This is a genomic window from Staphylococcus sp. HMSC077D08 (assembly GCF_001837945.1).
Classification (GTDB): Bacteria; Bacillota; Bacilli; order Staphylococcales; family Staphylococcaceae; genus Staphylococcus; species Staphylococcus epidermidis.
Genome location: NZ_KV834762.1, coordinates 395,396 through 419,387, shown reverse-complemented (window position 1 = coordinate 419,387; position 23,992 = coordinate 395,396). Strand labels below are relative to the sequence as shown.

Genomic DNA, 23,992 nt, shown 5'->3' with positions numbered 1-23,992 from the left:
AAGTACGATTTACTTCGTAAATCTACTTTTGGTAAAGAAAAAAGTCTTTACAAAAATTTGTGTAACTGTTATTATTTATTCTTGTAGAAAATAAAATAATAAACACATAAAGGAGAGTAATTTAAATGGCAGTTAAAATTCGTTTAACTCGTTTAGGTTCTAAAAGAAACCCATTCTATCGTATCGTAGTTGCAGATGCACGTTCACCGCGTGATGGTCGTATCATTGAGCAATTAGGTACTTACAATCCAGCACACGTTAATGCACCAGAAGTTAAAATCGACGAAGAATTAGCTTTAAAATGGTTACACGACGGTGCTAAACCAACTGATACAGTTCACAATATCTTATCTAGAGAAGGTATTTTGAAAAAATTTGATGAACAAAAGAATGCTAAATAATTAGCTCATGTTTTTGTGGGACGCCAATATGGCGTCCTTTTTTAATCATATTTATTTGTTACATACATACGTGTTAATATATATTTGATTCAGTTTAATAAACTTTATTTAGAAGGAGGGTCATATATGGAAGTAGAGGTTGGACAAATAGTCAATACCCATGGTATTAAAGGGGAAGTAAAGGTGAAATCCAACTCTGATTTTACTGAAACACGATTTCAACCTGGTGAACAATTACTTGTAAAACATAATAATACTGAAATTGTTTATACGGTCGATTCTTATCGTATACATAAAGGGTTTCACATGTTAAGGTTTGAAGGAATCAACAACATAAATGATATTGAACATTTGAAAGGTGATTATATTTATCAAGAACGTGATCACCAAGATATAGAATTAGGAGAGCATGAATATTATTATTCGGATATAATTGGTTGTACAGTTTTTAAAGATGATGATACGCCAATTGGCCGGGTGATTAATATTTTTGAAACAGGTGCTAATGACGTTTGGATTGTGAAAGGTGAAAAAGAGTATCTCATTCCTTATATTGAAGATGTTGTGAAGGATATTGATATAGAAAATAAAACGATTAAAATTACACCGATGGAAGGATTGTTAGATTAATGAAGATAGATTATTTAACGCTATTTCCTGAAATGTTTGAAGGTGTTTTAAACCACTCAATACTAAAACGTGCGCAAGATAAGGGAATCATCAATGTTAATACTATCAATTTCCGAGATTATTCTATTAATAAGCATAATCAAGTTGATGATTACCCATTTGGTGGTGGCCAAGGTATGGTATTAAAGCCTGAACCTGTTTTTAATGCTATGGAAGACATAAATCGTAATGAACATACTCGAGTGATACTTATGTGTCCACAAGGCCGTCCCTTTACTCAAGAGATTGCACAAGAATTAAGTGAAGCAAAACATATTGTCTTTATTTGCGGACACTATGAAGGATATGATGAGCGCATACGTAAGCATCTTGTAACTGACGAAATATCAATGGGTGATTATGTCCTAACTGGTGGAGAGTTACCAGCAATGACGATGACGGATGCAATAGTGAGGCTTATTCCAGGCGTCTTAGGTAATCAAGCATCACATCAAGATGATTCATTTTCAGATGGATTGTTAGAATTTCCTCAATATACACGTCCTCGTGAATATAAAAATATGAGCGTACCTGAAGTATTATTATCTGGCAATCATGCGCACATTGATCAGTGGAGACATGAGCAAAAGCTCATTCGTACTTATGAAAAGCGACCAGATTTATTAGAACAATATCCATTAACTGAAAAAGATAGAGAAATTTTAGAAACCTATAAAAAGAAATTGAAAAATGATTAACGTTATGCTATTATAATTCAAGTGTGAAAAAACACTAATAATCACTATGATCCGCTGCTATACTTTTGTCTAGGCAAGAACATAGGTTGAAGGAGAGAATTTATAATGAGTAATCATAAGTTAATCGAAGCAGTAACTAAATCACAATTACGTACTGATTTACCTACTTTCCGTTCAGGAGACACTTTACGTGTACACGTAAGAATCGTTGAAGGTTCTCGCGAACGTATCCAAGTTTTCGAAGGTGTTGTAATTAAACGCCGTGGTGGAGGAATTTCAGAAACTTTCACAGTTCGTAAAATTTCTTCTGGTGTAGGTGTGGAAAGAACTTTCCCATTACACACGCCTAAAATCGAAAAAATTGAAGTTAAACGTCGTGGTAAAGTACGTCGTGCTAAATTATATTACCTACGTAGTTTACGTGGTAAAGCTGCTAGAATTCAAGAAATTCGCTAATCAGTATATTCGACAATTTATAAAAGGCAAGTCTATAAGCACTATAGTTGCCAATTTCAACATATTGCTTAAGATGTGCCACAATGAAAAAGCTTTCAAACTTCTGTTTTATCAGAGTTTGAAAGCTTTTTTATTTTATTAAAACTATTTAGTTATGAAAATCATTAATAATTAATTTATTTTCTTTTTACGTAATGAGTGAAAAGAATGCTCAAAATGATTCCAATACAACTGACAGTGATTAATAAATAAAAATAAGGAGGGGTATAACTTAATTTTATCTTTGTTTGTCCCTCTTTTACAGGAATAGTAGTCATAATACCGTTTCCTTGTTGAACCTTTAGAGGCTTTCCATTTGCCATTGCATGCATTCCTTTAGCATATACCATTGGCAAGACGAGATAACCGTGTTCCTTTTTCTTTTTAATAATTGTGAAACCATTTCTTTCTTTTTTTACTTTAACTGGCTGGAGCTGTTGAGAAGCTTTTTTTAATGTTTGATAGTTTTCACCATAAATTCCTTTTACTTTAAAACGATAAACTCCTTTTGACATCTTGATGTTAAGTTGATTTGAAGCTTTAGCACGCATCGTCACTGGCGAAACAAAACGACGATATTTGTATGATAAACGGTTTCTTTCTTGTGAATATTCATTAACTCCTACTTTATGTTCTTTGTCAGGAGATAGTAATTCAACATCCATTTCAATATACATATCTTTATAATTTTTAACTATATTGCGTGGTAAATTGAGAGTGACGCCACCATTATTCTGTTTAACTTTTAAATGTTTACTATCAATCCAATTCGCATGATTTAAGTTTTGTTTTGCATTAGAAAGTAAATTAGTATTAGGTTTAAAATCAGTATTGGCTTGGGATTTATGATTCATTACGACACCTTTAAGCATAGCTTGCTCTCTATCAAGGGGAGATTTTAGTGTTTTTGGATCATAAATTTTATTAGTAACGTGTGCACTAGGATAATTTATTGTATTAACAGAATGAATCCATTGATCTTTTTTATCAGTTATAAGTTCTTTCTTTTTAAAACCATAAGGCATATTTAAATCATCAGGATGTCGTAATCGATCTTGAACATCCCAAAGAGACATTAAGTTTGCACGATTATTTAAATATCGATAAGTACTATTTTTATCTACAGGCATATTAATTTGTAACGTCTTGTCATAGTATTTCAATATATCTCCATCGAAAATACTAGAATACAATGATGTTCCGTTGTAGTGATATATCATAGGTGAGTTTAATGCATAGTATGAAAAATAATCTAATCTTTTCAATGGATTTGTAGAGCTTTGATGCATATACTTAATTTTTTTATTTAGGACAGGACTTCTATAGCTTGAATCATTAATTGTTTTGATAGTCGTTTGATAAGGTTCGATAGTAATTTTTCTAGAATCATTAGTCATTAAGACTTGTTGAGCTAAAAATAAGACAACGAGTAATACCATCATTGAAGTACGGGTTAACAACGATTTATATTTAATAAATATAAACAACACTATGATTAAAATCAATGCAACAAACATCCACTTTACTGATCTTTCAGACAGTGTGATAAATACGAAACCGTATATGAATACTGGTATAGCAACAAAGGTATATTCTTTAATTGATATTTCACTTAAATGTTGTATAAACAATGCAATTAATACACTTGTTGATAATGCTAAGAAGTAAACCCAACGTCTTTGGGGCAATGAAAAGCCGTTAAATGCACTATCAAACCATTGAAAAAAAGAACCGATGAGTAAGATCCAAGTTGCAATTGCGAACAATTTATAATAATAGTGTTGATATAATTTAAAACAAAATAATGCAATGATAGCAATAAAAGAAATTGTAATGTAAAAGCCATTAGCAAAAATATTATAATTGGTTTCAAATAAATTTGTGAAAAAAGTAATTTTGAAATTAGGATTTTGCGCTCGGTCATTATCTAAAAAAGAAGATACACCAGTATATAGTCCGTAAATACTTACTAATACACTTAACAAAGTGGCACATACGAGTATGTAAAATTTCTGCCAACGATTCACGATATCTGTCTCATGAGGAATAGCGACTCGATAAATAAAATAGAAACCAATGACAATTGCTTCATAGTAACTAAAATAAAAGTTTGAGAATAACGTATAAGCAATCGCGAAAATAAACCATCCTATTTTACGTTCTTTAAAGAATCTTTCTATAGCCCAAATTGACATAGGTAACATAATTAAAAGATTTCCGTAAAATGACCAAGTAAAATTATAATATGTAACAACAGTAGACATACCATATAATATAGTTGCTATAAACATTGGTGCAGGTTTAAGTCGCAAATAATTAAATAAATAAAATGAAAAAATAAATGTGATTACAGTGCGCACATATGCCATGATTAATTGGTTTATTGGCCAAAAGCTGATGTCATGAGGATTCACATTGATAGTTTGTTCCAATATCCATATCATGGAGAAGTTAATCCACATCAATGGAGAGAGTGAATAATAATATGCCAGTGATTTTACATAGTCGCCTCCCAACCCAAATGAAGCATCATAAAACCCTTTTAATGATGTAAAGTGTTCATAAAGATACATTTGAAAAGGCATCATTTGTCTGAAGCCATCTCCACTACCACTAAATACAATACCTTTAGTTATAAATTGATAGAGAAAAGGGCCATATAGAATAAATGACAATATGCAACTAAGTAAAACGATTAGTGTAAAACGTTTCATAGGTTTATTCCATATATTTTTAATCATGGCGAGTCCTCATCTTTCTTTTCCTTATATTCTTTAATCTAATGAATACAATACTCAACACTATACTAAATATTGAGATAGAAAACATCGTTTTTAGAAAAGGTGGTCGATATTGAATCACAATTGTTTTATCATTTTTGTTAACTGGGACACCTGTCATCATATAATTTACCTTTTTGATATTGACTTGTCGGTCATCCACGTATGCACGCATACCTTTACGATACGGAATATTAATAACTGCAAGTCCCTTAGAATGATAATCTAAGTTAACTTTTACCCCGTTTTTTATATCTTTATAACACATATTAAAGTTAGCATGATGGTGTGCTTGTTTTAGCGTATCATAATTTTCACCGTTTAATTCTAACAGTTCCAAATTGAACTTACCATTTGGTGATAATTGAATCGTAATGTCACCATTTTTGTCTGGTGAACATCGATAAAGCACCTTGCTTATTCCCGTGCGATATATAGAATCGTTGTATAGACGATGATTATGATATTGATTGATGCTCACTGTGTAATTACTGTCAGGTTCACCTCGTTCAATATTCATAGTGAGATAAAAATCTTTGTATTTGTCTCTTATATTTTTAGGTAAATGTAATTTGATTATTCCGCTCTCTTTATTAACGGTTAGTTCATTGTTTGAATATCGTGTTATATTTTGTGTTGACACACGTGTTTGGTCTAATAAATTTTTAACTTTTGAGTGGTATGATTCACCTTTGGATGTCACAATAGCACCATTAATCATTGCATGCTCCCTATCTATAGGCTTTTTTAAACTTTTACGATTATAAATGTTTTGTGTTACTTTTACACTTGGTAGTAGAAGTTGATTTTTATAAACAATATATTGTCCGCGTGACTTAACTTTTTTAAAATAAGATGGAATAAAATTTTGATAGTCTTTCATCATTAAATATTTTACTGAAAACAGACTCTCGATATTTTGGCGAGCATTCGTAGACTGGTATCGACTGACAGATTCTTCAGCTAAATTAATTTTTAACGCATCGTAATAGAAATCGAGAATATTGTGATGAAATATACTAGAGTAAATACTAAGTCCTTTAAAATTTTGATACATAGGGGTATTATCTTGTTCATCGACACGCCAATTTATTCGTTGATCGTCATTCTTAGTTTGATTCATTTCTTTTACTAAAGATCTTTGCATAGCCGAGCTATATAAACTTGAATTAATGTATCGCTTGTTCGCACGATTAATATGATCTTGAAAGAAAATTTGATTTTTTATGAATACGAAAGTAATCATAAGGCTGAGAGCAGCGATCGAAATACTATAAATGTAAGTAAGATAAAAACGTACTTTTTTCTCTTTTATTAATAAAATTAATAGCCCAATCACTGACACAACTGGAACTAAAGAGATCCAAGGTAAAAAAGTATGGTAGCTAATTGAACTTATGTAGATGACACTTTGAGCTATCAGATTAGTATAAATATAGGTCTTTGGACGAATTGTTTTAAAATACTTTACAAATAACCCAATTAAAATTGAACTATTAAAGGCTAAGATAAAATGCCATCGTTTTTGAGGTGCTGAAAACCCATTAAATAGTTGGTCAACAAATGGGAGAAATGCAAAAATAATTGTTGCCAATAATAACAATGCAAATAATTTATAATAAAAATGTTTGTATAATTTGATTGTCAAAAGAGCTTGAATAGATAAAAATAACACAACAATCAAGTAATTATCGAAAAATATATTAGTGTCTTTACTTAAATGTTCAATCCAATTTACTTGTCCTGTAAATGATTGTCGACGATTATTAAGAAAACTTTGAACACCATGAAAGAACACAAACATACTATTTCCTAAAGCGAGTAGCGCACTACATATAATTGTAAGAGAAGCTTGCCAACGAGTTAAACTATCTTTAGGATGTCTGTAAATAATTCTAATCAAGGTATAACCTATACCAATAATGAGGAAATAATATGCAAAATAAAAGTTATTAATTAGAATTAGACTTACAGTTAGTATAAATAAACCTACTTTAAAATCCCTTAATAAACGTTCAATCCCTAATAATAAGAGTGGTAACCAAATGAAAGTATCACTAAAGAATGGCCAGTAAATTGTAAATCTAAAGTACAAAGGTGACATAACAAAAATAAATGAAATCAATAAACTGATTATTTTATTTTTAGAAATATAATAACTAAATAAATAAGTGCAAAACAGAGCAATAGTTGCCTTAATAATTGAAACAATTAGCGCATTGTACATCCAAAGAAGAATTTGATTAGTGTTCAATGAAAAGAATATTTCACATAATTTGATGATAGGGACATTTAAAATAAATATTAAATTTGTTGAAAAATAATAACTTAAGTCAGTGAAAAAATCTCCACCAAGACCCAAATGTGTTGAATAAAATAAGTTTCCTTGAGTCCATTGATGATAAAGATACATTTGAATAGGAATCATCTGTTCCATACCATCATTTGGGCCAGTTGAAAGAATACCATCATGATGGAAACGAAAAATAATATAACTATGACCAATTAATGATAATGTAATTAATAATATAATGAAACATGCTTTTCTTCTCATTTATTTCTCCTAAAACGCATCATATTGAGCTGAAAATTTTATAGTTTAGTCAAATTGTAGGTTATTGTGGCAATGAATGAAAGTATTAGTGGCATTATTTAAATCTATTTACATTAAATTTAATGTAATTTAATAAAGTTAATTGATTTTAATAGTTTTGAATAAGTTTACAAATGGTCATCGTAGATTTGTTATGAATTGAAGAATGGTTTTTATCCCAAATGATGCACATGTTAAACTTAAAGTGGTTGGGTTAGCTATTATAAAGTATAATTATGAAGTTATAGATAAAAGTTTAAGAAAATAATAAGAATAGGATGATGACTCATGGCGATACAATGGTATCCAGGTCATATGGCTAAAGCCAAAAGACAAGTTAGTGAACAACTGAAAAAGGTAGATGTAGTTTTTGAACTCGTCGATGCACGTATTCCATACAGTTCGAGAAACCCTATGATTGATGATGTCATTAAACAAAAACCTCGAGTAGTAATTTTAAATAAAAAAGATATGACGAATTTAAAAGAATTAGAAAAGTGGGAAACTTATTTTAAAGATGAAGGTTTTTATCCGGTGGCTGTAGATGCAAAACATGGCAAGAATCTTAAAAATGTTGAAGTTGAAGCTATAAAAGCAACTCAAGAAAAATTTGATCGTGAAAAAGCTAAAGGTTTAAAACCTAGAGCGATAAGAGCTATGATTCTAGGCATTCCTAATGTTGGAAAATCAACACTAATAAATAAGTTAGCAAAACGTAGTATCGCCGAAACTGGAAATAAACCAGGAGTAACAAAACAGCAACAATGGATTAAAGTTGGGAAGTCTCTTCAATTACTTGATACACCAGGTATTTTATGGCCTAAATTCGAAGATGAAGAGGTCGGTAAAAAATTAAGTTTAACTGGTGCAATTAAGGATAGTATTGTGCATTTAGATGAGGTAGCTATTTATGGTTTGAATTTTATGATTAAGCATGATGTTTCCGCTTTAAAGAAACATTATAATATTGATACACATGAAGACGCTGAGATACTCGATTGGCTTGATGCGATTGGAAGAAGAAGAGGATTGTTACAAAAAGGAAATGAAGTAGATTATGAATCTGTCATTGAGTTGATTATCAATGATATGAGAAATGCCAAAATTGGAACTTATTGTTTTGATATTTTAAAAGAAATGAAGAGTGAATGATAGTATGTCTCTAACAATTAAAGAAATTAAAGAAAAACTATCTCAAATTGAAACGTTGGAAGAGTTACATAAACATGAAGCAAATAATGATTCACGTAAAGGTGTTATAAATGCGATTAAGTCTAGGGAAAAAAATATTCTTAAGCAACAAGCATTAGAAGAGCACTATTTATCCATGAATCAATACGAAAACAATATTATGTCATCTAATAGGGATGCATTAATTTGTGGAATTGATGAGGTAGGGCGTGGGCCCTTGGCTGGACCAGTTGTGGCTTGTGCAGTCATCTTAGAGAAGAATCATCATTATATTGGTTTAGATGACTCTAAAAAAGTATCTCCCAAAAATAGAGCACGACTTAATCAAAATTTAAAAGAAAATGTCTATCAATATGCATATGGCATAGCGTCCTCAGTTGAAATAGATGAATTGAACATTTATCGGGCAACTCAATTAGCAATGCTACGTGCTATAAATCACTTAGATGTTACACCTACGCATTTATTAATAGACGCAATGACACTAGATATTGATATCCCACAAACTTCAATTATTAAAGGTGATGCTAAAAGTGTATCTATCGCAGCAGCAAGTATCATGGCTAAAGAATATCGTGATCAATATATGAGACAACTATCTAAACAGTTTCCAGACTATGGTTTTGATAAAAATGCTGGCTATGGAACTAAGCAACATTTAGAGGCTATTGATCGAGTGGGCTTTATCAATGAACATCGTCAATCATTTGAACCGATTAAATCAATGATGAAATAATTTGAATTTTGCTTAAATTGCAATAAATACTGTCAATCAGTTTACAATAGCGCTTACATTTTTTATAATTAAAGGGCAACTTAACCTAAGAAACAGGAGGATGGAAGATGAATATCCACGAGTATCAAGGGAAAGAAATATTTCGTTCAATGGGCGTTGCAGTTCCAGAGGGACGAGTAGCATTTACTGCTGAAGAAGCAGTGGAAAAAGCGAAAGAATTAAATTCAGACGTATATGTGGTTAAAGCGCAAATTCACGCTGGGGGTAGAGGTAAAGCAGGCGGCGTGAAAATTGCTAAATCATTATCTGAAGTCGAAACATACGCAAATGAACTGCTAGGTAAACAATTGGTCACACATCAAACTGGGCCAGAGGGCAAAGAGGTTAAACGTTTATATATTGAAGAAGGATGCGATATCCAAAAAGAATATTATGTTGGTTTTGTTATTGATCGTGCTACTGATAAAGTGACTTTGATGGCATCAGAAGAAGGTGGAACTGAAATTGAAGAGGTTGCAGCTCAAACACCTGAAAAGATTTTCAAAGAAACAATTGATCCAGTAGTAGGATTATCACCTTACCAAGCGCGACGTATCGCTTTTAATATTAACATTCCAAAAGAATCAGTTGGAAAAGCAACTAAATTTTTACTCGCACTATATAATGTCTTTATCGAAAAAGATTGTTCTATTGTTGAAATTAACCCACTTGTTACAACTGGAGACGGTCAAGTATTGGCTTTAGATGCTAAATTAAATTTTGATGATAATGCATTATTTAGACATAAAGATATTTTAGAATTACGAGATTTAGAAGAAGAAGATCCTAAGGAAATAGAAGCTTCTAAATATGATTTATCATACATCGCTTTAGATGGAGATATTGGTTGTATGGTTAATGGCGCAGGTTTAGCCATGGCAACAATGGATACAATTAATCATTTTGGTGGAAATCCAGCCAACTTCTTAGATGTAGGTGGCGGTGCTACAAAAGAAAAGGTAACTGAAGCATTTAAAATTATTTTAGGTGATGACAATGTTAAAGGTATCTTTGTAAATATTTTTGGTGGAATTATGAAATGTGATGTTATTGCCGAAGGTATTGTAGCAGCGGTTAAAGAAGTTGAACTAACATTACCATTAGTTGTTCGTTTAGAAGGAACTAATGTAGAACGTGGTAAAGCAATATTAAACGAATCAGGTTTAGCTATTGAGCCAGCGGCAACTATGGCTGAAGGTGCTCAAAAAATTGTTAAACTTGTTAAAGAAGCATAAGGAAAGGATGGGAGCACTAAGATGAGTGTATTTATTGATAAAAATACGAAAGTAATGGTACAAGGTATCACAGGGTCTACTGCCCTTTTCCATACAAAACAAATGCTTGATTATGGGACACAAATTGTCGCAGGGGTAACGCCTGGTAAAGGTGGACAAGTTGTAGAAGGTGTTCCAGTATATAACACTGTTGAAGAAGCTAAAAATGAAACAGGAGCTAATGTATCTGTTGTATACGTACCAGCACCATTCGCTGCTGATTCAATTATTGAAGCAGCTGATGCCGATTTAGACATGGTTATTTGTATTACTGAACATATACCTGTTGTTGATATGGTTAAAGTAAAAAGATATTTACAAGGTCGTAAAACACGTTTAGTCGGACCAAACTGTCCTGGTGTGATAACTGCCGATGAGTGTAAAATTGGTATTATGCCGGGATATATCCATAAAAAAGGTCATGTCGGTGTCGTGTCTCGTTCTGGTACATTAACGTATGAGGCAGTGCATCAATTAACTGAAGAAGGTATCGGTCAAACAACTGCTGTAGGTATCGGCGGTGATCCAGTAAATGGGACTAACTTTATTGATGTTTTAAAGGCATTCAATGAAGATTCTGAAACTAAAGCCGTAGTAATGATTGGAGAAATTGGTGGTACTGCAGAAGAAGAAGCGGCACAATGGATTAAAGAAAATATGAACAAACCTGTAGTAGGTTTTATCGGCGGTCAGACAGCGCCTCCAGGTAAACGTATGGGTCATGCTGGAGCTATTATTTCAGGAGGTAAGGGTACAGCATCTGAAAAGATTAAAACATTAAACGATTGTGGTGTTGAAACTGCAGATACACCTTCTGAAATAGGAACAACCCTTATTGATGCAGCTAAAAAAGCAGGCATTTATGAAGAGTTATTAACTATTAAAAAATAATATATATTAGTATTGATTTCAACGAACCTTGAACATTAAACCTTGTTCAGGTTCGTTGTTTTTTGTATAAAGAACACCATACATTATGCGTATGATTCACAAAAGTTTTACCTTTATCTAAAAAAAGCATCTCTACATGCTAGAATATACATCGGTCAGCCAACCAAAATATTCAACACGAAGAGATGCTTTTTAATGTCATCCGACACAAACAGTTTAGCACATACATAATGAAATTGTAAGTAGCACATTGTTTTTGAGCCCAGATATAGTAGGCTAGTGATATATGGAAAAGAAATAAGGGATAGGAAACTCCTTGTGTCAATGATGTGAGTGGAAAATTGTAAAATAATTGAAGCAAAGATATATACATATGTTGGTAAGTATTCCATCCCATATAGGTGTATCATCATTTGTTGAATACTTAAATAGAAGAATAGTTTAATTTTTGATAGATATTTCAATTGAAAATATAAATATGGGAACAGAAAATTCTAGTGCAGAGAATTTGGTGAGGAACCAGGTAGGTTGATTTAAATAAAAATCAAAATAACGGATTAAGTATCAGTATGGTTTTATTTTAAAAATTAGTTATCTTTTTTGATACATTGATATATATAATAGTAGAAACATGAAATTCGACAATTTTACATTATACTATGACACGTTAAACCCTTATCATTAAATTACTCCTTACAAATACATGATATTTAAAAATTAAATGTCTTTAAACAGTAAACTAAAAAATTTGGATTTGAAGGTATAATATAAACAAAGGAGTAATGATAATTGATACAACATACGATGTTAAAACTATATTGGGCAAATTTCACTACAGCACAACTTCATCATCTTACACGTAAATATCCCGGCTTTCTATCAGAAAACGTATTTCATCAACATGACATGATAAAAAGGTGGCTTACAGAGCGTAATTCTGAAAGACTATGGAACAAATATGAACGTTTCAAAAAATTAAAGCTGATGGACATTATTAAAGAAATGAAAAAAGCAAATGTTAGTTTTACGACATACTTCGATGATAACTACCCTTCTCTTTGCAGAGAAATGTATGATTATCCTTATGTGATATTCTACAAAGGAAATCCACAGTTCTTTAATCATTCTCACTCTTTAGCTGTTATTGGCTCACGTAATGCCTCACAATATACAAGTCAATCTTTAAACTATCTTTTTCCATCATTTAGACAATTAAATATGGCGATTGTTTCTGGATTAGCGCGTGGCGCAGATAGTGTAGCACATCAAACCGCACTTAAATACTTTTTACCAACTATTGGCGTACTTGGATTTGGACATTGTTATCATTATCCTAAAGCAACCTTAAATTTAAGAACTAAAGTTGAAAGAAATGGGTTAGTGATAAGTGAATATCCACCATTTTCTCCCATAAATAAGTATAAATTTCCTGAAAGAAACAGACTTATAAGTGGTCTGTCTAGAGGGGTTCTTATAACTGAGGCTGAAGAAAGAAGTGGTAGTCAAATTACTATTGATTGTGCTTTAGAGCAAAATAGAAATGTTTATGTTCTACCTGGTTCAATGTTCAACAAAATGACTAAAGGCAATTTACGAAGGATAAATGAAGGTGCTCAAGTTGTTATAGATGAAAGTAGTATCTTAATTGATTATCTATTTATGTAAATGATAGATTTATTTTCTGAATTAATTATTTATATCCTTTAATTTAGTTAAAGTTTAATGAATCAAAAATAATAACAATTCTTACAAAATTGGAAATTAAAAATTAAAACGTTGACAAATACAAAAATAACCGTTTATCATTTATCTTTAGTAATTAAATTTGCAAGGGGGAATAAACTTTGGCAGATAATTTAGTCATTGTTGAATCGCCTGCAAAAGCTAAAACCATTGAAAAATATTTAGGCAAAAGATATAAAGTTATTGCTTCAATGGGACATGTTCGTGACTTACCAAGAAGTCAAATGGGTGTCGACACTGAAGATAACTATGAACCAAAATATATTACAATTCGTGGCAAAGGTCCTGTAGTTAAAGATTTAAAAAAACATGCGAAAAAAGCCAAAAAGATATTTTTAGCTAGTGACCCTGACCGTGAAGGTGAAGCGATTGCTTGGCATTTATCAAAAATTTTAGAATTAGAAGATAGCAAAGAAAATAGAGTAGTATTTAATGAAATTACAAAAGATGCTGTTAAAGATAGTTTTAAGCATCCTCGTGGTATTGAAATGGATTTAGTTGACGCGCAACAAGCACGTCGTATATTAGATAGACTCGTTGGTTATAATATTTCTCCAGTATTATGGAAGAAAGTTAAAAAAGGGCTGTCTGCTGGAAGAGTTCAGTCAGTTGCTTTACGTTTAGTCATTGACCGTGAAAATGAAATTCGTAATTTTAAACCTGAAGAGTATTGGTCTATTGAAGGTGAATTTAGATACAAGAAATCTAAGTTTACAGCTAAATTTCTACACTATAAAAATAAACCTTATAAGCTAAATAACAAAGACGATGTTCAAAAGATTACTGAAGCATTAAATGGTGATCAATTTGAAATCACCAATGTGAATCGTAAAGAAAAAACGCGTTATCCTGCTCATCCATTTACTACATCAACCTTACAACAAGAAGCTGCACGTAAATTAAATTTTAAAGCACGTAAGACAATGATGCTAGCGCAACAATTATATGAAGGTATTGACTTAAAGCGTCAAGGTACAGTAGGTTTAATCACGTATATGCGTACTGATTCTACTCGTATCTCAACTTCTGCAAAATCAGAAGCGCAGCAATATATTACTGATAAATATGGTGAACAGTACGTGTCTCAGCGTAAATCATCGGGTAAACAAGGTGATCAAGATGCTCACGAAGCTATTAGACCTACTAGTACAATGCGAACGCCTGATGATATGAAAGCTTTTCTTACTAGAGATCAACACCGTCTATACAAATTAATTTGGGAGAGATTTGTAGCAAGTCAGATGGCTCCAGCTATTTTGGATACGGTAGCTTTAGATGTAACTCAAAACGACATTAAATTTAGAGCTAATGGTCAAACTATTAAATTTAAAGGTTTTATGACACTATATGTAGAGGCAAAAGATGATAAAGAGAATGATAAAGAAAATAAGCTTCCTCAACTTGATAAAGGAGATAAGGTGACTGCGACAAAGATTGAACCGGCACAACACTTTACACAACCTCCTCCTCGTTATACCGAGGCACGTTTAGTTAAAACACTCGAGGAACTTAAAATTGGAAGACCTTCAACATATGCTCCTACTATTGATACGATTCAAAAGCGGAACTACGTCAAGTTAGAAAGTAAACGCTTCATTCCAACTGAATTAGGAGAAATTGTTTATGAGCAAGTTAAAGAATACTTCCCAGAAATTATTGATGTAGAATTCACTGTAAACATGGAAACATTACTTGATAAAATTGCTGAAGGTGACATGAATTGGCGTAAAGTAATAGGAGATTTCTACAACAGTTTTAAACAAGATGTTGAGCGCGCCGAATCTGAAATGGAAAAGATTGAGATTAAAGACGAGCCAGCAGGTGAAGATTGTGAAGTCTGTGGTTCTCCAATGGTAATTAAAATGGGAAGATATGGTAAGTTTATGGCATGTTCAAACTTTCCAGACTGTCGTAACACAAAAGCAATTGTCAAAACGATTGGTGTCACGTGTCCAAAATGTAATGAAGGAGATGTCGTAGAACGTAAATCAAAGAAAAATAGAATTTTCTATGGTTGTTCTAGATATCCGGAATGTGATTTTATTTCTTGGGATAAGCCTGTTGGAAGAGATTGTCCTAAGTGTCATCATTACCTTGTGAATAAGAAAAAAGGTAAAAGTAGTCAAGTTGTGTGCTCCAACTGTGATTATGAAGAAGAAGTTCAAAAATAGATGAGTAATTTTAGGAGGGGCAAAATGACTCAAAAAGTAAATGTTGTAGGAGCTGGTTTAGCTGGCTCTGAAGCTGCATATCAATTAGCTCAACGTGGAATTAAAGTGAATTTAATTGAGATGCGTCCAGTTAAACAGACTCCAGCGCACCATACAGATAAATTTGCTGAATTGGTTTGTTCAAATTCATTGAGAGGTAATGCACTTACAAATGCTGTCGGTGTACTTAAAGAGGAAATGAGACATTTAGACTCGTTAATTATCACATCAGCAGATAAAGCACGTGTGCCAGCTGGTGGTGCTTTAGCAGTGGACAGACATGATTTTGCTGGCTATATTACAGATACCTTAAGAAACCACCCAAACATCACTGTGTTAAATGAAGAAGTTAATCATATACCAGAAGGTTATACGATTATTGCAACTGGTCCTCTAACTACTGAGCATTTAGCTCAAGAAATTGTTGATATTACTGGTAAAGATCAATTGTATTTTTACGATGCTGCCGCACCAATAATAGAAAAAGATTCAATTAATATGGATAAAGTATATTTAAAATCACGTTATGACAAAGGTGAAGCAGCGTATCTTAATTGCCCTATGACTGAAGAAGAATTTAATCGTTTTTATGATGCAGTATTAGAAGCTGAAGTTGCACCAGTCAATGAATTTGAAAAAGAAAAATATTTTGAAGGTTGTATGCCTTTTGAAGTCATGGCTGAAAGAGGACGAAAAACTTTGTTATTTGGTCCGATGAAACCTGTTGGACTTGAAGATCCTAAGACTGGGAAACGCCCTTATGCAGTTGTTCAATTAAGACAAGATGATGCAGCTGGAACATTATATAATATTGTTGGCTTTCAAACACATTTAAAATGGGGTGCGCAAAAAGAAGTCATTCGTTTAATACCAGGATTAGAAAATGTTGATATTGTAAGATATGGTGTGATGCACCGAAATACCTTTATTAATTCACCTGATGTTTTAAACGAAAAATATGAATTAAAAGGACATGATAATTTATATTTTGCTGGACAAATGACTGGCGTTGAAGGTTATGTTGAAAGTGCTGCTAGTGGATTAGTTGCAGGTATTAATCTTGCGCATAAAATTTTAGGTAAAGGGGAAGTTATTTTCCCTAGGGAGACAATGATAGGTAGTATGGCTTACTACATATCGCATGCAAAAAATGAGAAGAACTTTCAACCTATGAATGCCAATTTTGGTCTTTTACCATCTCTTGAAAAACGTATTAAAGATAAAAAAGAAAGATATGAAACACAAGCCAAAAGAGCGTTAGAGTATTTAGATAATTACAAACAAACGCTGTAATTTACAAATAGGTTAACTAGGTAGTTGATAACTACCTGGTTTTTTTGTGATGAATATTGTTTAAAACTAACGTAAATTAAGTAAAACAAGTGAGTTAGAGAAAATTATGACTAATTTATATAAAGTATGGAATTAATTCTCTAAAGATTTTGAATTGATTATCAAATTACTGTATGCGTTTTTACACATATGCTACAATGCAATATGATGGAGGGGATTGATTTTGGATAAAATCCAAGAAACATTTTTATACATGTTAAAGGTTGAAAGAAACTTTTCAGCGTATACGTTAAAATCTTATCATGATGACTTAGTTCAATTTAACAACTTTTTAGAAAGAGAACATTTACAACTTGAGACTTTTGAATATAAAGATGCTAGAAACTATTTGGCTTTTTTATATTCTAATCAACTAAAAAGAACTACGGTATCAAGAAAGATATCAACGTTACGTACCTTCTATGAATTTTGGATGACTCAAAATAATTCAATTATTAATCCCTTTGTTCAACTAGTGCATCCTAAAAAAGAGAAGTATTTACCTCAATTCTTTTATGAAGAAGAAATGGAAGCACTTTTTCAAACTGTAGAGCATGATAATAAAAAGGGCATACGGGACAAAGTTATTATTGAATTGTTATATGCAACAGGAATACGTGTGTCTGAATTAATAAATATTAAATTAAAAGATATAGATATGAACTTACCTGGTGTAAAAGTCTTAGGTAAAGGAAATAAGGAAAGGTTTATACCTTTTGGAGAGTTCTGTAGACAGAGTATAGAAAGATACTTAGAAGAATTTCAACCTAAACAATTAGCTAATCATGATTATTTAATTGTAAATATGAAAGGTGATCCTATCACCGAAAGAGGAGTAAGGTATGTACTTAATGATGTCGTTAAAAGAACCGCTGGGGTCAATGACATACATCCTCATAAATTAAGACATACTTTTGCTACACATTTATTAAATCAAGGTGCTGATTTAAGGACTGTACAGTCTTTACTTGGTCACGTCAATTTATCGACCACTGGACGTTATACACATGTTTCGAATCAACAATTGAGAAAGGTGTATTTAAACGCACATCCTCGAGCAAAAAAAGGAGAGTAATTTATGGATAATTCTTTACACGCTACAACAATTTACGCTGTACGCCATAATGGTGAAGCAGCTATGGCTGGTGATGGTCAAGTCACATTAGGCCAACAAGTTATTATGAAACAAACTGCGAGAAAAGTGAGACGTTTATACGAAGGAAAAGTATTGGCTGGTTTTGCTGGTAGTGTTGCTGATGCCTTCACACTTTTCGAAAAATTTGAAACAAAACTTCAGCAATTTAGTGGTAATTTAGAGCGCGCAGCTGTTGAACTAGCACAAGAATGGCGTGGAGATAAACAATTACGACAACTAGAGGCGATGCTTATCGTAATGGATAAAGATGCCATACTTATTGTTAGTGGTACAGGTGAAGTTATTGCACCTGATGATGATTTAATTGCCATTGGGTCAGGTGGTAACTACGCACTTAGCGCAGGTCGAGCTTTAAAAAGACATGCAACACAACTTTCTGCTAGTGAAATGGCATACGAAAGTTTAAAAGTTGCAGCTGATATTTGTGTGTTTACAAATGACAATATAATTGTAGAAACGCTTTAAAAACAGCATTGCTCAAATTAAGGAAATGAATCTCATAAAACAAAGTAGCAATATGGAGGAATGTTAAATATGGATACAAATGGAATTAAATTAACCCCAAAAGACATCGTATCTAAATTGAATGAGTATATTGTAGGACAAAATGATGCAAAACGTAAGGTGGCTATTGCATTAAGAAATCGTTATCGTAGAAGTCTTTTAAAAGAAGAAGAGAAACAAGAGATTGCGCCTAAAAATATTTTAATGATTGGTCCAACGGGAGTTGGTAAAACTGAAATAGCTCGACGCATGGCAAAAATTGTTGGAGCACCGTTTATTAAAGTCGAGGCAACTAAATTTACAGAAGTCGGTTACGTTGGTAGAGATGTTGAAAGCATGGTTAGAGATTTAGTTGATGTTGCTGTACGTTTAGTAAAAGACGAGAAAAAGTCATTAGTTAAAGATGAGGCAACTAAGAAAGCAAACGACAAATTAGTTAAATTACTTGTTCCGAGTTTAAAAAAGAAGGCAGCACAAGGTAACAATCCTTTGGAAAATTTATTCGGTGGAGCAATTCCAAACTTCGGTCAAAATCAAGATGAAGAGGAAGAACCGCCAACTGAGGAAATTAAAACGAAACGTTCTGAAATAAAAAAACAACTTGAACAGGGCAAACTTGAAAATGAAAAAGTAAGAATAAAAGTAGAACAAGATCCTGCATCAATGGGAATGTTAGGGACTAATCAAAATCAACAAATTCAAGATATGATGAATCAATTGATGCCCAAGAAAAAAGTCGAAAGAGAAGTTTCGGTTGAGACAGCTAGAAAAATCTTAGCTGATGATTTTGCTGACGAATTAATCGACCAAGAAACTGCGAATCAACAAGCATTAGAGCTTGCAGAACAAATGGGTATCATATTTATTGATGAAATAGACAAGGTTGCTACTAACAATCAAAATAGTGGTCAAGATGTGTCAAGACAAGGCGTACAACGAGATATTCTTCCTATACTTGAAGGTAGCATGATTCAGACAAAATATGGTACTGTAAATACTGAACATATGCTATTTATAGGTGCTGGTGCATTCCACGTATCAAAACCTAGTGATTTAATTCCTGAATTACAAGGTCGATTTCCAATTAGAGTAGAATTAGAAAGCCTTTCAGTAGAAGATTTCGTGAGAATTCTGACAGAACCAAAATTATCGCTTGTCAAACAATATGAAGCATTGCTTCAAACTGAAGAAGTTACAGTTAACTTCTCAGAAGATGCCATTCAAAGATTAGCTGAAATTGCATATCAAGTTAATCAAGATACTGATAATATTGGTGCTCGTAGATTACACACTATTCTAGAAAAAATGCTTGAAGATTTATCATTTGAAGCACCAAGCATGCCGAATGCTGTTGTGGATATTACCCCACAATATGTAGATGACAAATTAAAATCAATCTCAACAAATAAAGATTTAAGTGCATTTATTTTATAAATATATATAGAAGGAGAAAAAATATGAGCTTATTATCTAAAACAAGAGAATTAAACACTTTATTACAAAAACATAAAGGCATTGCAGTAGATTTTAAAGATGTTGCTCAAACAATTAGTAATGTTACAGTTACTAATGTATTTATTGTGTCGAGAAGAGGTAAAATCTTAGGATCTTGTTTGAATGAATTATTAAAAAGTGAACGTATTAAAGATATGTTAGAAGATCGACATATACCGCGCGAATATACTGAAGAGTTGATGAATGTTAAACAAACAGAATCAAATATCGATATTGATAATGAATTAACTGTATTTCCACCAGAGAATAGAGAGGTATTTTTAAATAGTAGAACAACTATTTTTCCAATTTTAGGTGGTGGCGAAAGACTTGGTACGCTAGTCTTAGGTCGAGTTCAAGACGACTTCAATGAAAATGACTTAGTATTAGGAGAATATGCAGCCACTGTAATAGGAATGGAAATATTACGAGAAAAACATAATGAAGTCGAAAAAGAAGCTAGAGATAAAGCTGCTATAACAATGGCAATCAACTCACTTTCATACTCAGAAAAAGAAGCAATCGAACATATATTTGAAGAACTTGGTGGTACAGAAGGTTTACTTATAGCTTCAAAAGTAGCTGACAGAGTGGGCATTACACGATCAGTCATAGTGAATGCTTTACGCAAACTTGAAAGTGCGGGTGTCATAGAATCACGTTCTCTTGGAATGAAAGGGACATTTATTAAAGTGAAAAAAGATAAATTCCTTGATGAGCTTGAAAAAAATAAGTAAAAGTTGAATATGAAATGTTTTTTTGAAATATTAGTAAATTAAGATTAATCTGTGAATAATGAATGGACTGATTTTTACTTTTTCAGAAACCTATTATTTTATATGTTAATTATCGACTATAAAATGTTTAGAGAAATTAAGAATGTTATTAAATAATCTCCATCTTTATTGTTATTCAAACAGAAATTCAATAATACAAATCATGTTATTGCTTTTATGTATTAAATATGATATATTAATTGACGGCTATAAAGCCAATACGCACATAATCAATTTAAATATAAAGGGTGCAAATTAAATATTTGTCTTTATATCAGTTGATTATGGAGGTAAATAACCACTAGGAGGAATTTAAAATGGCAGTAATTTCTATGAAACAATTACTTGAAGCCGGTGTTCACTTCGGTCACCAAACACGCCGTTGGAACCCAAAAATGAAAAAATATATCTTCACTGAAAGAAATGGTATTTATATCATTGATTTACAAAAAACAGTGAAAAAAGTTGAAGAAGCATACAACTTTGTTAAACAAATCTCTGAAGAAGGCGGAAAAGTCTTATTCGTAGGTACAAAAAAACAAGCGCAAGAATCAGTTAAAGCTGAGGCAGAGCGTGCTGGTCAATTCTACGTTAACCAAAGATGGTTAGGTGGGATTTTAACTAACTACAAAACAATCTCAAAACGAATTAAACGTATTTCTGAAATTGAAAAAATGGAAGAAGACGGATTATTTGAAGTATTACCTAAAAAAGAAGTTGTTGAACTTAAAAAAGAATACGACCGTTTAATTAAGTTCTTAGGCGGTATTCGCGATATGAAATCAATGCCTCAAGCATTATTCGTTGTTGATCCTCGTAAAGAGCGCAACGCTATTGCTGAAGCTCGCAAACTAAATATTCCTATCGTAGGTATTGTTGACACTAACTGTGATCCTGATGAAATTGATTACGTTATCCCAGCAAACGATGATGCTATTCGTGCCGTTAAATTATTAACTGGTAAAATGGCAGACGCTATCTTAGAAGGTCAACAAGGTGTATCTAATGAAGAAGTAGCTGCAGAACAAAACATCAATTTAGATGACAAAGAAGAATCTGAACAAGCAGAAACAACTGAAGAAAACACTTCTGTTGAATCAAACTAAGAGATAGTTTAAATGGGTGATAAGATACTAATGCTTATCACCTTTTTTTAAAAATAAAATTAAATCATAATACTGTAATGGAAATATAACCTAAAATAATGCTAAAATCTAGGTATATCAATAATTACTATTTATATTGGAGGAATAATGAATGGCAATTTCAGCAAAACTTGTTAAAGAATTACGTGAAAAAACTGGCGCAGGAATGATGGATTGTAAAAAAGCGCTAACTGAAACTGATGGTGACATCGATAAAGCGATTGACTACCTACGTGAAAAAGGTATTGCAAAAGCAGCTAAAAAAGCTGACCGTATCGCAGCAGAAGGTCTTGTACACGTTGAAGTAAAAGGTAATGAAGCTGCAATCGTTGAAATTAATTCAGAAACAGACTTCGTAGCACGTAACGAAGGTTTCCAAGAATTAGTTAAAGAAATTGCTAACCATATTTTAGATAGCAAGGTAGAAACAGTAGACGCTTTGATGGAATCTAAATTATCTAGCGGTAAAACTGTTGATGAAAGAATGAAAGAAGCTATCTCAACAATTGGTGAAAAATTAAGCATCCGTCGTTTCTCTATCAGAACAAAAACTGATAATGATGCATTTGGTGCATATTTACACATGGGTGGACGTATTGGTGTGTTAACAGTAGTTGAAGGTACTACTGATGAAGAAGCTGCTAAAGACGTAGCAATGCACATTGCGGCAATCAACCCTAAATATGTTTCTTCTGAACAAGTAAGCGAAGAAGAAATCAATCATGAAAGAGAAGTATTAAAACAACAAGCATTAAACGAAGGTAAACCAGAAAAAATCGTTGAAAAAATGGTTGAAGGTCGTTTACGTAAATATTTACAAGAAATTTGTGCTGTAGATCAAAACTTCGTTAAAAATCCAGACGAAACTGTTGAAGCTTTCTTAAAAGCTAAAGGTGGTAAACTTACTGATTTCGTTCGTTATGAAGTTGGAGAAGGTATGGAAAAACGTGAAGAAAACTTTGCTGAAGAAGTTAAAGGACAAATGAAATAATCTGTCATAAAGTTTAACAAGGAAGAAGACACCTCACACGTTTCCTTTTTATAAGCCTATTGTTAAGATAGCTAAAAGGAGACATTCGTGTCTTCTTTACTTATATATTTACATATTTTTACGATAGAGAGGATAAGAAAATGGCACAAACTTCTAAATATAAACGTGTAGTATTAAAATTGAGTGGTGAAGCTTTAGCAGGTGATAAAGGATTCGGCATAAATCCTATCATTATCAAAAGCGTTGCACAGCAAGTTGCTGAAGTTGCCAAAATGGATTGTGAAATTGCTGTCATTGTCGGCGGTGGAAATATTTGGAGAGGCAAAACTGGTAGCGACCTAGGCATGGATCGTGGTACGGCTGATTACATGGGGATGCTTGCTACTGTAATGAATGCTTTAGCATTACAAGACAGTTTAGAACAATTAGATTGTGATACACGTGTTTTAACTTCTATTGAAATGAAACAAGTTGCTGAACCATATATTCGTCGACGTGCAATTAGACATTTGGAGAAAAAACGTGTTGTTATATTTGCCGCTGGAATTGGTAATCCTTACTTCTCAACTGACACAACTGCTGCTTTACGTGCGGCTGAAGTAGAAGCAGATGTAATTTTAATGGGTAAAAATAATGTAGATGGTGTTTATTCAGCTGATCCAAAAGTTGATGCAAATGCAATTAAATATGAACATTTGACACATATTCAAATGCTTCAAGAAGGTTTACAAGTGATGGATTCAACAGCTTCATCGTTCTGCATGGATAATAACATTCCATTAAATGTTTTCTCTATTATGGAAGAAGGTAATATTAAGCGTGCTGTAATGGGTGAAAAAATCGGAACATTAATTACAAAATAATTTTGAGGTGT

General features: G+C 32.4%; 20 protein-coding genes and 2 pseudogenes. 20 read left to right on the top strand and 2 right to left on the bottom strand.

Going from position 1 to position 23,992, the window contains the following annotated elements; translation table 11 throughout:
- Nucleotides 1–125: 125 nt before the first annotated feature.
- From rpsP to rplS, 4 genes are all read left to right on the top strand, one after another.
- Nucleotides 126–401, top strand: coding sequence for a 30S ribosomal protein S16 (rpsP, locus tag HMPREF2663_RS06465; RefSeq protein WP_002439483.1), 276 nt, complete (start codon nucleotides 126–128; stop codon nucleotides 399–401).
- Between the two features lie 126 nt (nucleotides 402–527).
- Nucleotides 528–1,031 carry a ribosome maturation factor RimM gene (gene rimM, locus HMPREF2663_RS06460; RefSeq protein ID WP_002446276.1) on the top strand — a complete coding sequence of 168 codons (504 nt, stop codon included), beginning with the start codon at nucleotides 528–530 and terminating at the stop codon, nucleotides 1,029–1,031.
- Nucleotides 1,031–1,768, top strand: coding sequence for a tRNA (guanosine(37)-N1)-methyltransferase TrmD (gene trmD / locus HMPREF2663_RS06455; protein ID WP_002446277.1), 738 nt, complete (start codon nucleotides 1,031–1,033; stop codon nucleotides 1,766–1,768). The genes rimM and trmD overlap by 1 nt, the downstream gene beginning before the upstream one ends.
- A gap of 105 nt (nucleotides 1,769–1,873) precedes the next feature.
- Complete coding sequence (rplS, locus tag HMPREF2663_RS06450) at nucleotides 1,874–2,224, top strand: 50S ribosomal protein L19 (protein ID WP_002436293.1); 351 nt, start codon at nucleotides 1,874–1,876, stop codon at nucleotides 2,222–2,224.
- Between the two features lie 176 nt (nucleotides 2,225–2,400).
- On the opposite strand, the gene HMPREF2663_RS06445 is transcribed toward rplS, so the two are convergent.
- Entirely contained in the window at nucleotides 2,401–5,004 is a 2,604-nt protein-coding gene (locus HMPREF2663_RS06445; RefSeq protein ID WP_002496450.1) for a YfhO family protein, read from the bottom strand.
- Nucleotides 4,997–7,597, bottom strand: coding sequence for a YfhO family protein (locus HMPREF2663_RS06440; RefSeq protein WP_070846057.1), 2,601 nt, complete (start codon nucleotides 7,595–7,597; stop codon nucleotides 4,997–4,999). The genes HMPREF2663_RS06445 and HMPREF2663_RS06440 overlap by 8 nt, the downstream gene beginning before the upstream one ends.
- A 327-nt stretch (nucleotides 7,598–7,924) precedes the next feature.
- On the opposite strand from HMPREF2663_RS06440, the gene ylqF reads away from it, so the two are divergent.
- The 16 genes and pseudogenes from ylqF to pyrH all read left to right on the top strand — a co-directional run bounded on the left by ylqF (nucleotide 7,925) and on the right by pyrH (nucleotide 23,981).
- On the top strand, nucleotides 7,925–8,788 hold the full coding sequence (gene ylqF, locus HMPREF2663_RS06435) for a ribosome biogenesis GTPase YlqF (RefSeq protein WP_002489931.1): 864 nt from the start codon (nucleotides 7,925–7,927) through the stop codon (nucleotides 8,786–8,788).
- Nucleotides 8,789–8,792: 4 nt separating this feature from the next.
- On the top strand, nucleotides 8,793–9,563 hold the full coding sequence (locus tag HMPREF2663_RS06430) for a ribonuclease HII (RefSeq protein ID WP_002489955.1): 771 nt from the start codon (nucleotides 8,793–8,795) through the stop codon (nucleotides 9,561–9,563).
- 107 nt (nucleotides 9,564–9,670) lie between these two features.
- Nucleotides 9,671–10,837 (top strand): ADP-forming succinate--CoA ligase subunit beta, encoded by a 1,167-nt coding sequence (gene sucC, locus HMPREF2663_RS06425; protein ID WP_002439496.1) that lies wholly within the window; start codon nucleotides 9,671–9,673, stop codon nucleotides 10,835–10,837.
- A gap of 21 nt (nucleotides 10,838–10,858) precedes the next feature.
- Entirely contained in the window at nucleotides 10,859–11,767 is a 909-nt protein-coding gene (gene sucD, locus HMPREF2663_RS06420; RefSeq protein ID WP_002446283.1) for a succinate--CoA ligase subunit alpha, read from the top strand.
- A gap of 195 nt (nucleotides 11,768–11,962) precedes the next feature.
- Nucleotides 11,963–12,074 (top strand): annotated as a pseudogene (locus HMPREF2663_RS13205) (IS200/IS605 family transposase); the annotation flags it as partial.
- Nucleotides 12,075–12,131: 57 nt separating this feature from the next.
- A pseudogene (locus HMPREF2663_RS13200) lies at nucleotides 12,132–12,232 on the top strand (IS200/IS605 family transposase); the annotation flags it as partial.
- Nucleotides 12,233–12,556: 324 nt separating this feature from the next.
- Entirely contained in the window at nucleotides 12,557–13,432 is an 876-nt protein-coding gene (dprA, locus tag HMPREF2663_RS06415; RefSeq protein WP_002489942.1) for a DNA-processing protein DprA, read from the top strand.
- Nucleotides 13,433–13,611: 179 nt separating this feature from the next.
- Nucleotides 13,612–15,681, top strand: a complete 2,070-nt coding sequence (gene topA, locus HMPREF2663_RS06410; RefSeq protein WP_002446285.1) for a type I DNA topoisomerase — start codon at nucleotides 13,612–13,614, stop codon at nucleotides 15,679–15,681.
- 24 nt (nucleotides 15,682–15,705) lie between these two features.
- The gene (trmFO, locus tag HMPREF2663_RS06405; RefSeq protein ID WP_002473845.1) at nucleotides 15,706–17,013 is read left to right on the top strand and encodes an FADH(2)-oxidizing methylenetetrahydrofolate--tRNA-(uracil(54)-C(5))-methyltransferase TrmFO; all 1,308 of its coding nucleotides are present in this window, start codon (nucleotides 15,706–15,708) and stop codon (nucleotides 17,011–17,013) included.
- Between the two features lie 253 nt (nucleotides 17,014–17,266).
- Nucleotides 17,267–18,127 (top strand): tyrosine recombinase XerC, encoded by an 861-nt coding sequence (gene xerC, locus HMPREF2663_RS06400; RefSeq protein ID WP_371091753.1) that lies wholly within the window; start codon nucleotides 17,267–17,269, stop codon nucleotides 18,125–18,127.
- 3 nt (nucleotides 18,128–18,130) lie between these two features.
- The gene (gene hslV / locus HMPREF2663_RS06395) at nucleotides 18,131–18,673 is read left to right on the top strand and encodes an ATP-dependent protease subunit HslV (RefSeq protein ID WP_002446288.1); all 543 of its coding nucleotides are present in this window, start codon (nucleotides 18,131–18,133) and stop codon (nucleotides 18,671–18,673) included.
- A 69-nt stretch (nucleotides 18,674–18,742) separates the two neighbouring features.
- Nucleotides 18,743–20,146 carry an ATP-dependent protease ATPase subunit HslU gene (gene hslU, locus HMPREF2663_RS06390; RefSeq protein WP_001829474.1) on the top strand — a complete coding sequence of 468 codons (1,404 nt, stop codon included), beginning with the start codon at nucleotides 18,743–18,745 and terminating at the stop codon, nucleotides 20,144–20,146.
- A 23-nt stretch (nucleotides 20,147–20,169) separates the two neighbouring features.
- Entirely contained in the window at nucleotides 20,170–20,943 is a 774-nt protein-coding gene (gene codY, locus HMPREF2663_RS06385) for a GTP-sensing pleiotropic transcriptional regulator CodY (protein WP_002446289.1), read from the top strand.
- A 356-nt stretch (nucleotides 20,944–21,299) separates the two neighbouring features.
- Entirely contained in the window at nucleotides 21,300–22,088 is a 789-nt protein-coding gene (gene rpsB, locus HMPREF2663_RS06380; protein ID WP_001832557.1) for a 30S ribosomal protein S2, read from the top strand.
- 151 nt (nucleotides 22,089–22,239) lie between these two features.
- Complete coding sequence (gene tsf / locus HMPREF2663_RS06375) at nucleotides 22,240–23,118, top strand: translation elongation factor Ts (RefSeq protein WP_002446291.1); 879 nt, start codon at nucleotides 22,240–22,242, stop codon at nucleotides 23,116–23,118.
- A 140-nt stretch (nucleotides 23,119–23,258) separates the two neighbouring features.
- Entirely contained in the window at nucleotides 23,259–23,981 is a 723-nt protein-coding gene (gene pyrH / locus HMPREF2663_RS06370; RefSeq protein WP_002439511.1) for a UMP kinase, read from the top strand.
- Nucleotides 23,982–23,992 lie beyond the last annotated feature (11 nt).

Bases quoted from the DNA above. Each gene is read 5' to 3' on its own strand.
- tsf (WP_002446291.1), top strand. From the start codon at position 22,240: ATGGCAATTTCAGCAAAACTTGTTAAAGAATTACGTGAAAAAACTGGC.
- sucC (WP_002439496.1), top strand. From the start codon at position 9,671: ATGAATATCCACGAGTATCAAGGGAAAGAAATATTTCGTTCAATGGGC.
- rpsP (WP_002439483.1), top strand. From the start codon at position 126: ATGGCAGTTAAAATTCGTTTAACTCGTTTAGGTTCTAAAAGAAACCCA.
- rimM (WP_002446276.1), top strand. From the start codon at position 528: ATGGAAGTAGAGGTTGGACAAATAGTCAATACCCATGGTATTAAAGGG.
- sucD (WP_002446283.1), top strand. From the start codon at position 10,859: ATGAGTGTATTTATTGATAAAAATACGAAAGTAATGGTACAAGGTATC.
- xerC (WP_371091753.1), top strand. From the start codon at position 17,267: ATGTTAAAGGTTGAAAGAAACTTTTCAGCGTATACGTTAAAATCTTAT.
- HMPREF2663_RS06430 (WP_002489955.1), top strand. From the start codon at position 8,793: ATGTCTCTAACAATTAAAGAAATTAAAGAAAAACTATCTCAAATTGAA.
- ylqF (WP_002489931.1), top strand. From the start codon at position 7,925: ATGGCGATACAATGGTATCCAGGTCATATGGCTAAAGCCAAAAGACAA.
- pyrH (WP_002439511.1), top strand. From the start codon at position 23,259: ATGGCACAAACTTCTAAATATAAACGTGTAGTATTAAAATTGAGTGGT.
- trmFO (WP_002473845.1), top strand. From the start codon at position 15,706: ATGACTCAAAAAGTAAATGTTGTAGGAGCTGGTTTAGCTGGCTCTGAA.
- rpsB (WP_001832557.1), top strand. From the start codon at position 21,300: ATGGCAGTAATTTCTATGAAACAATTACTTGAAGCCGGTGTTCACTTC.
- HMPREF2663_RS06445 (WP_002496450.1), bottom strand. From the start codon at position 5,004: ATGATTAAAAATATATGGAATAAACCTATGAAACGTTTTACACTAATC.
- codY (WP_002446289.1), top strand. From the start codon at position 20,170: ATGAGCTTATTATCTAAAACAAGAGAATTAAACACTTTATTACAAAAA.
- HMPREF2663_RS06440 (WP_070846057.1), bottom strand. From the start codon at position 7,597: ATGAGAAGAAAAGCATGTTTCATTATATTATTAATTACATTATCATTA.
- rplS (WP_002436293.1), top strand. From the start codon at position 1,874: ATGAGTAATCATAAGTTAATCGAAGCAGTAACTAAATCACAATTACGT.
- hslV (WP_002446288.1), top strand. From the start codon at position 18,131: ATGGATAATTCTTTACACGCTACAACAATTTACGCTGTACGCCATAAT.
- trmD (WP_002446277.1), top strand. From the start codon at position 1,031: ATGAAGATAGATTATTTAACGCTATTTCCTGAAATGTTTGAAGGTGTT.
- hslU (WP_001829474.1), top strand. From the start codon at position 18,743: ATGGATACAAATGGAATTAAATTAACCCCAAAAGACATCGTATCTAAA.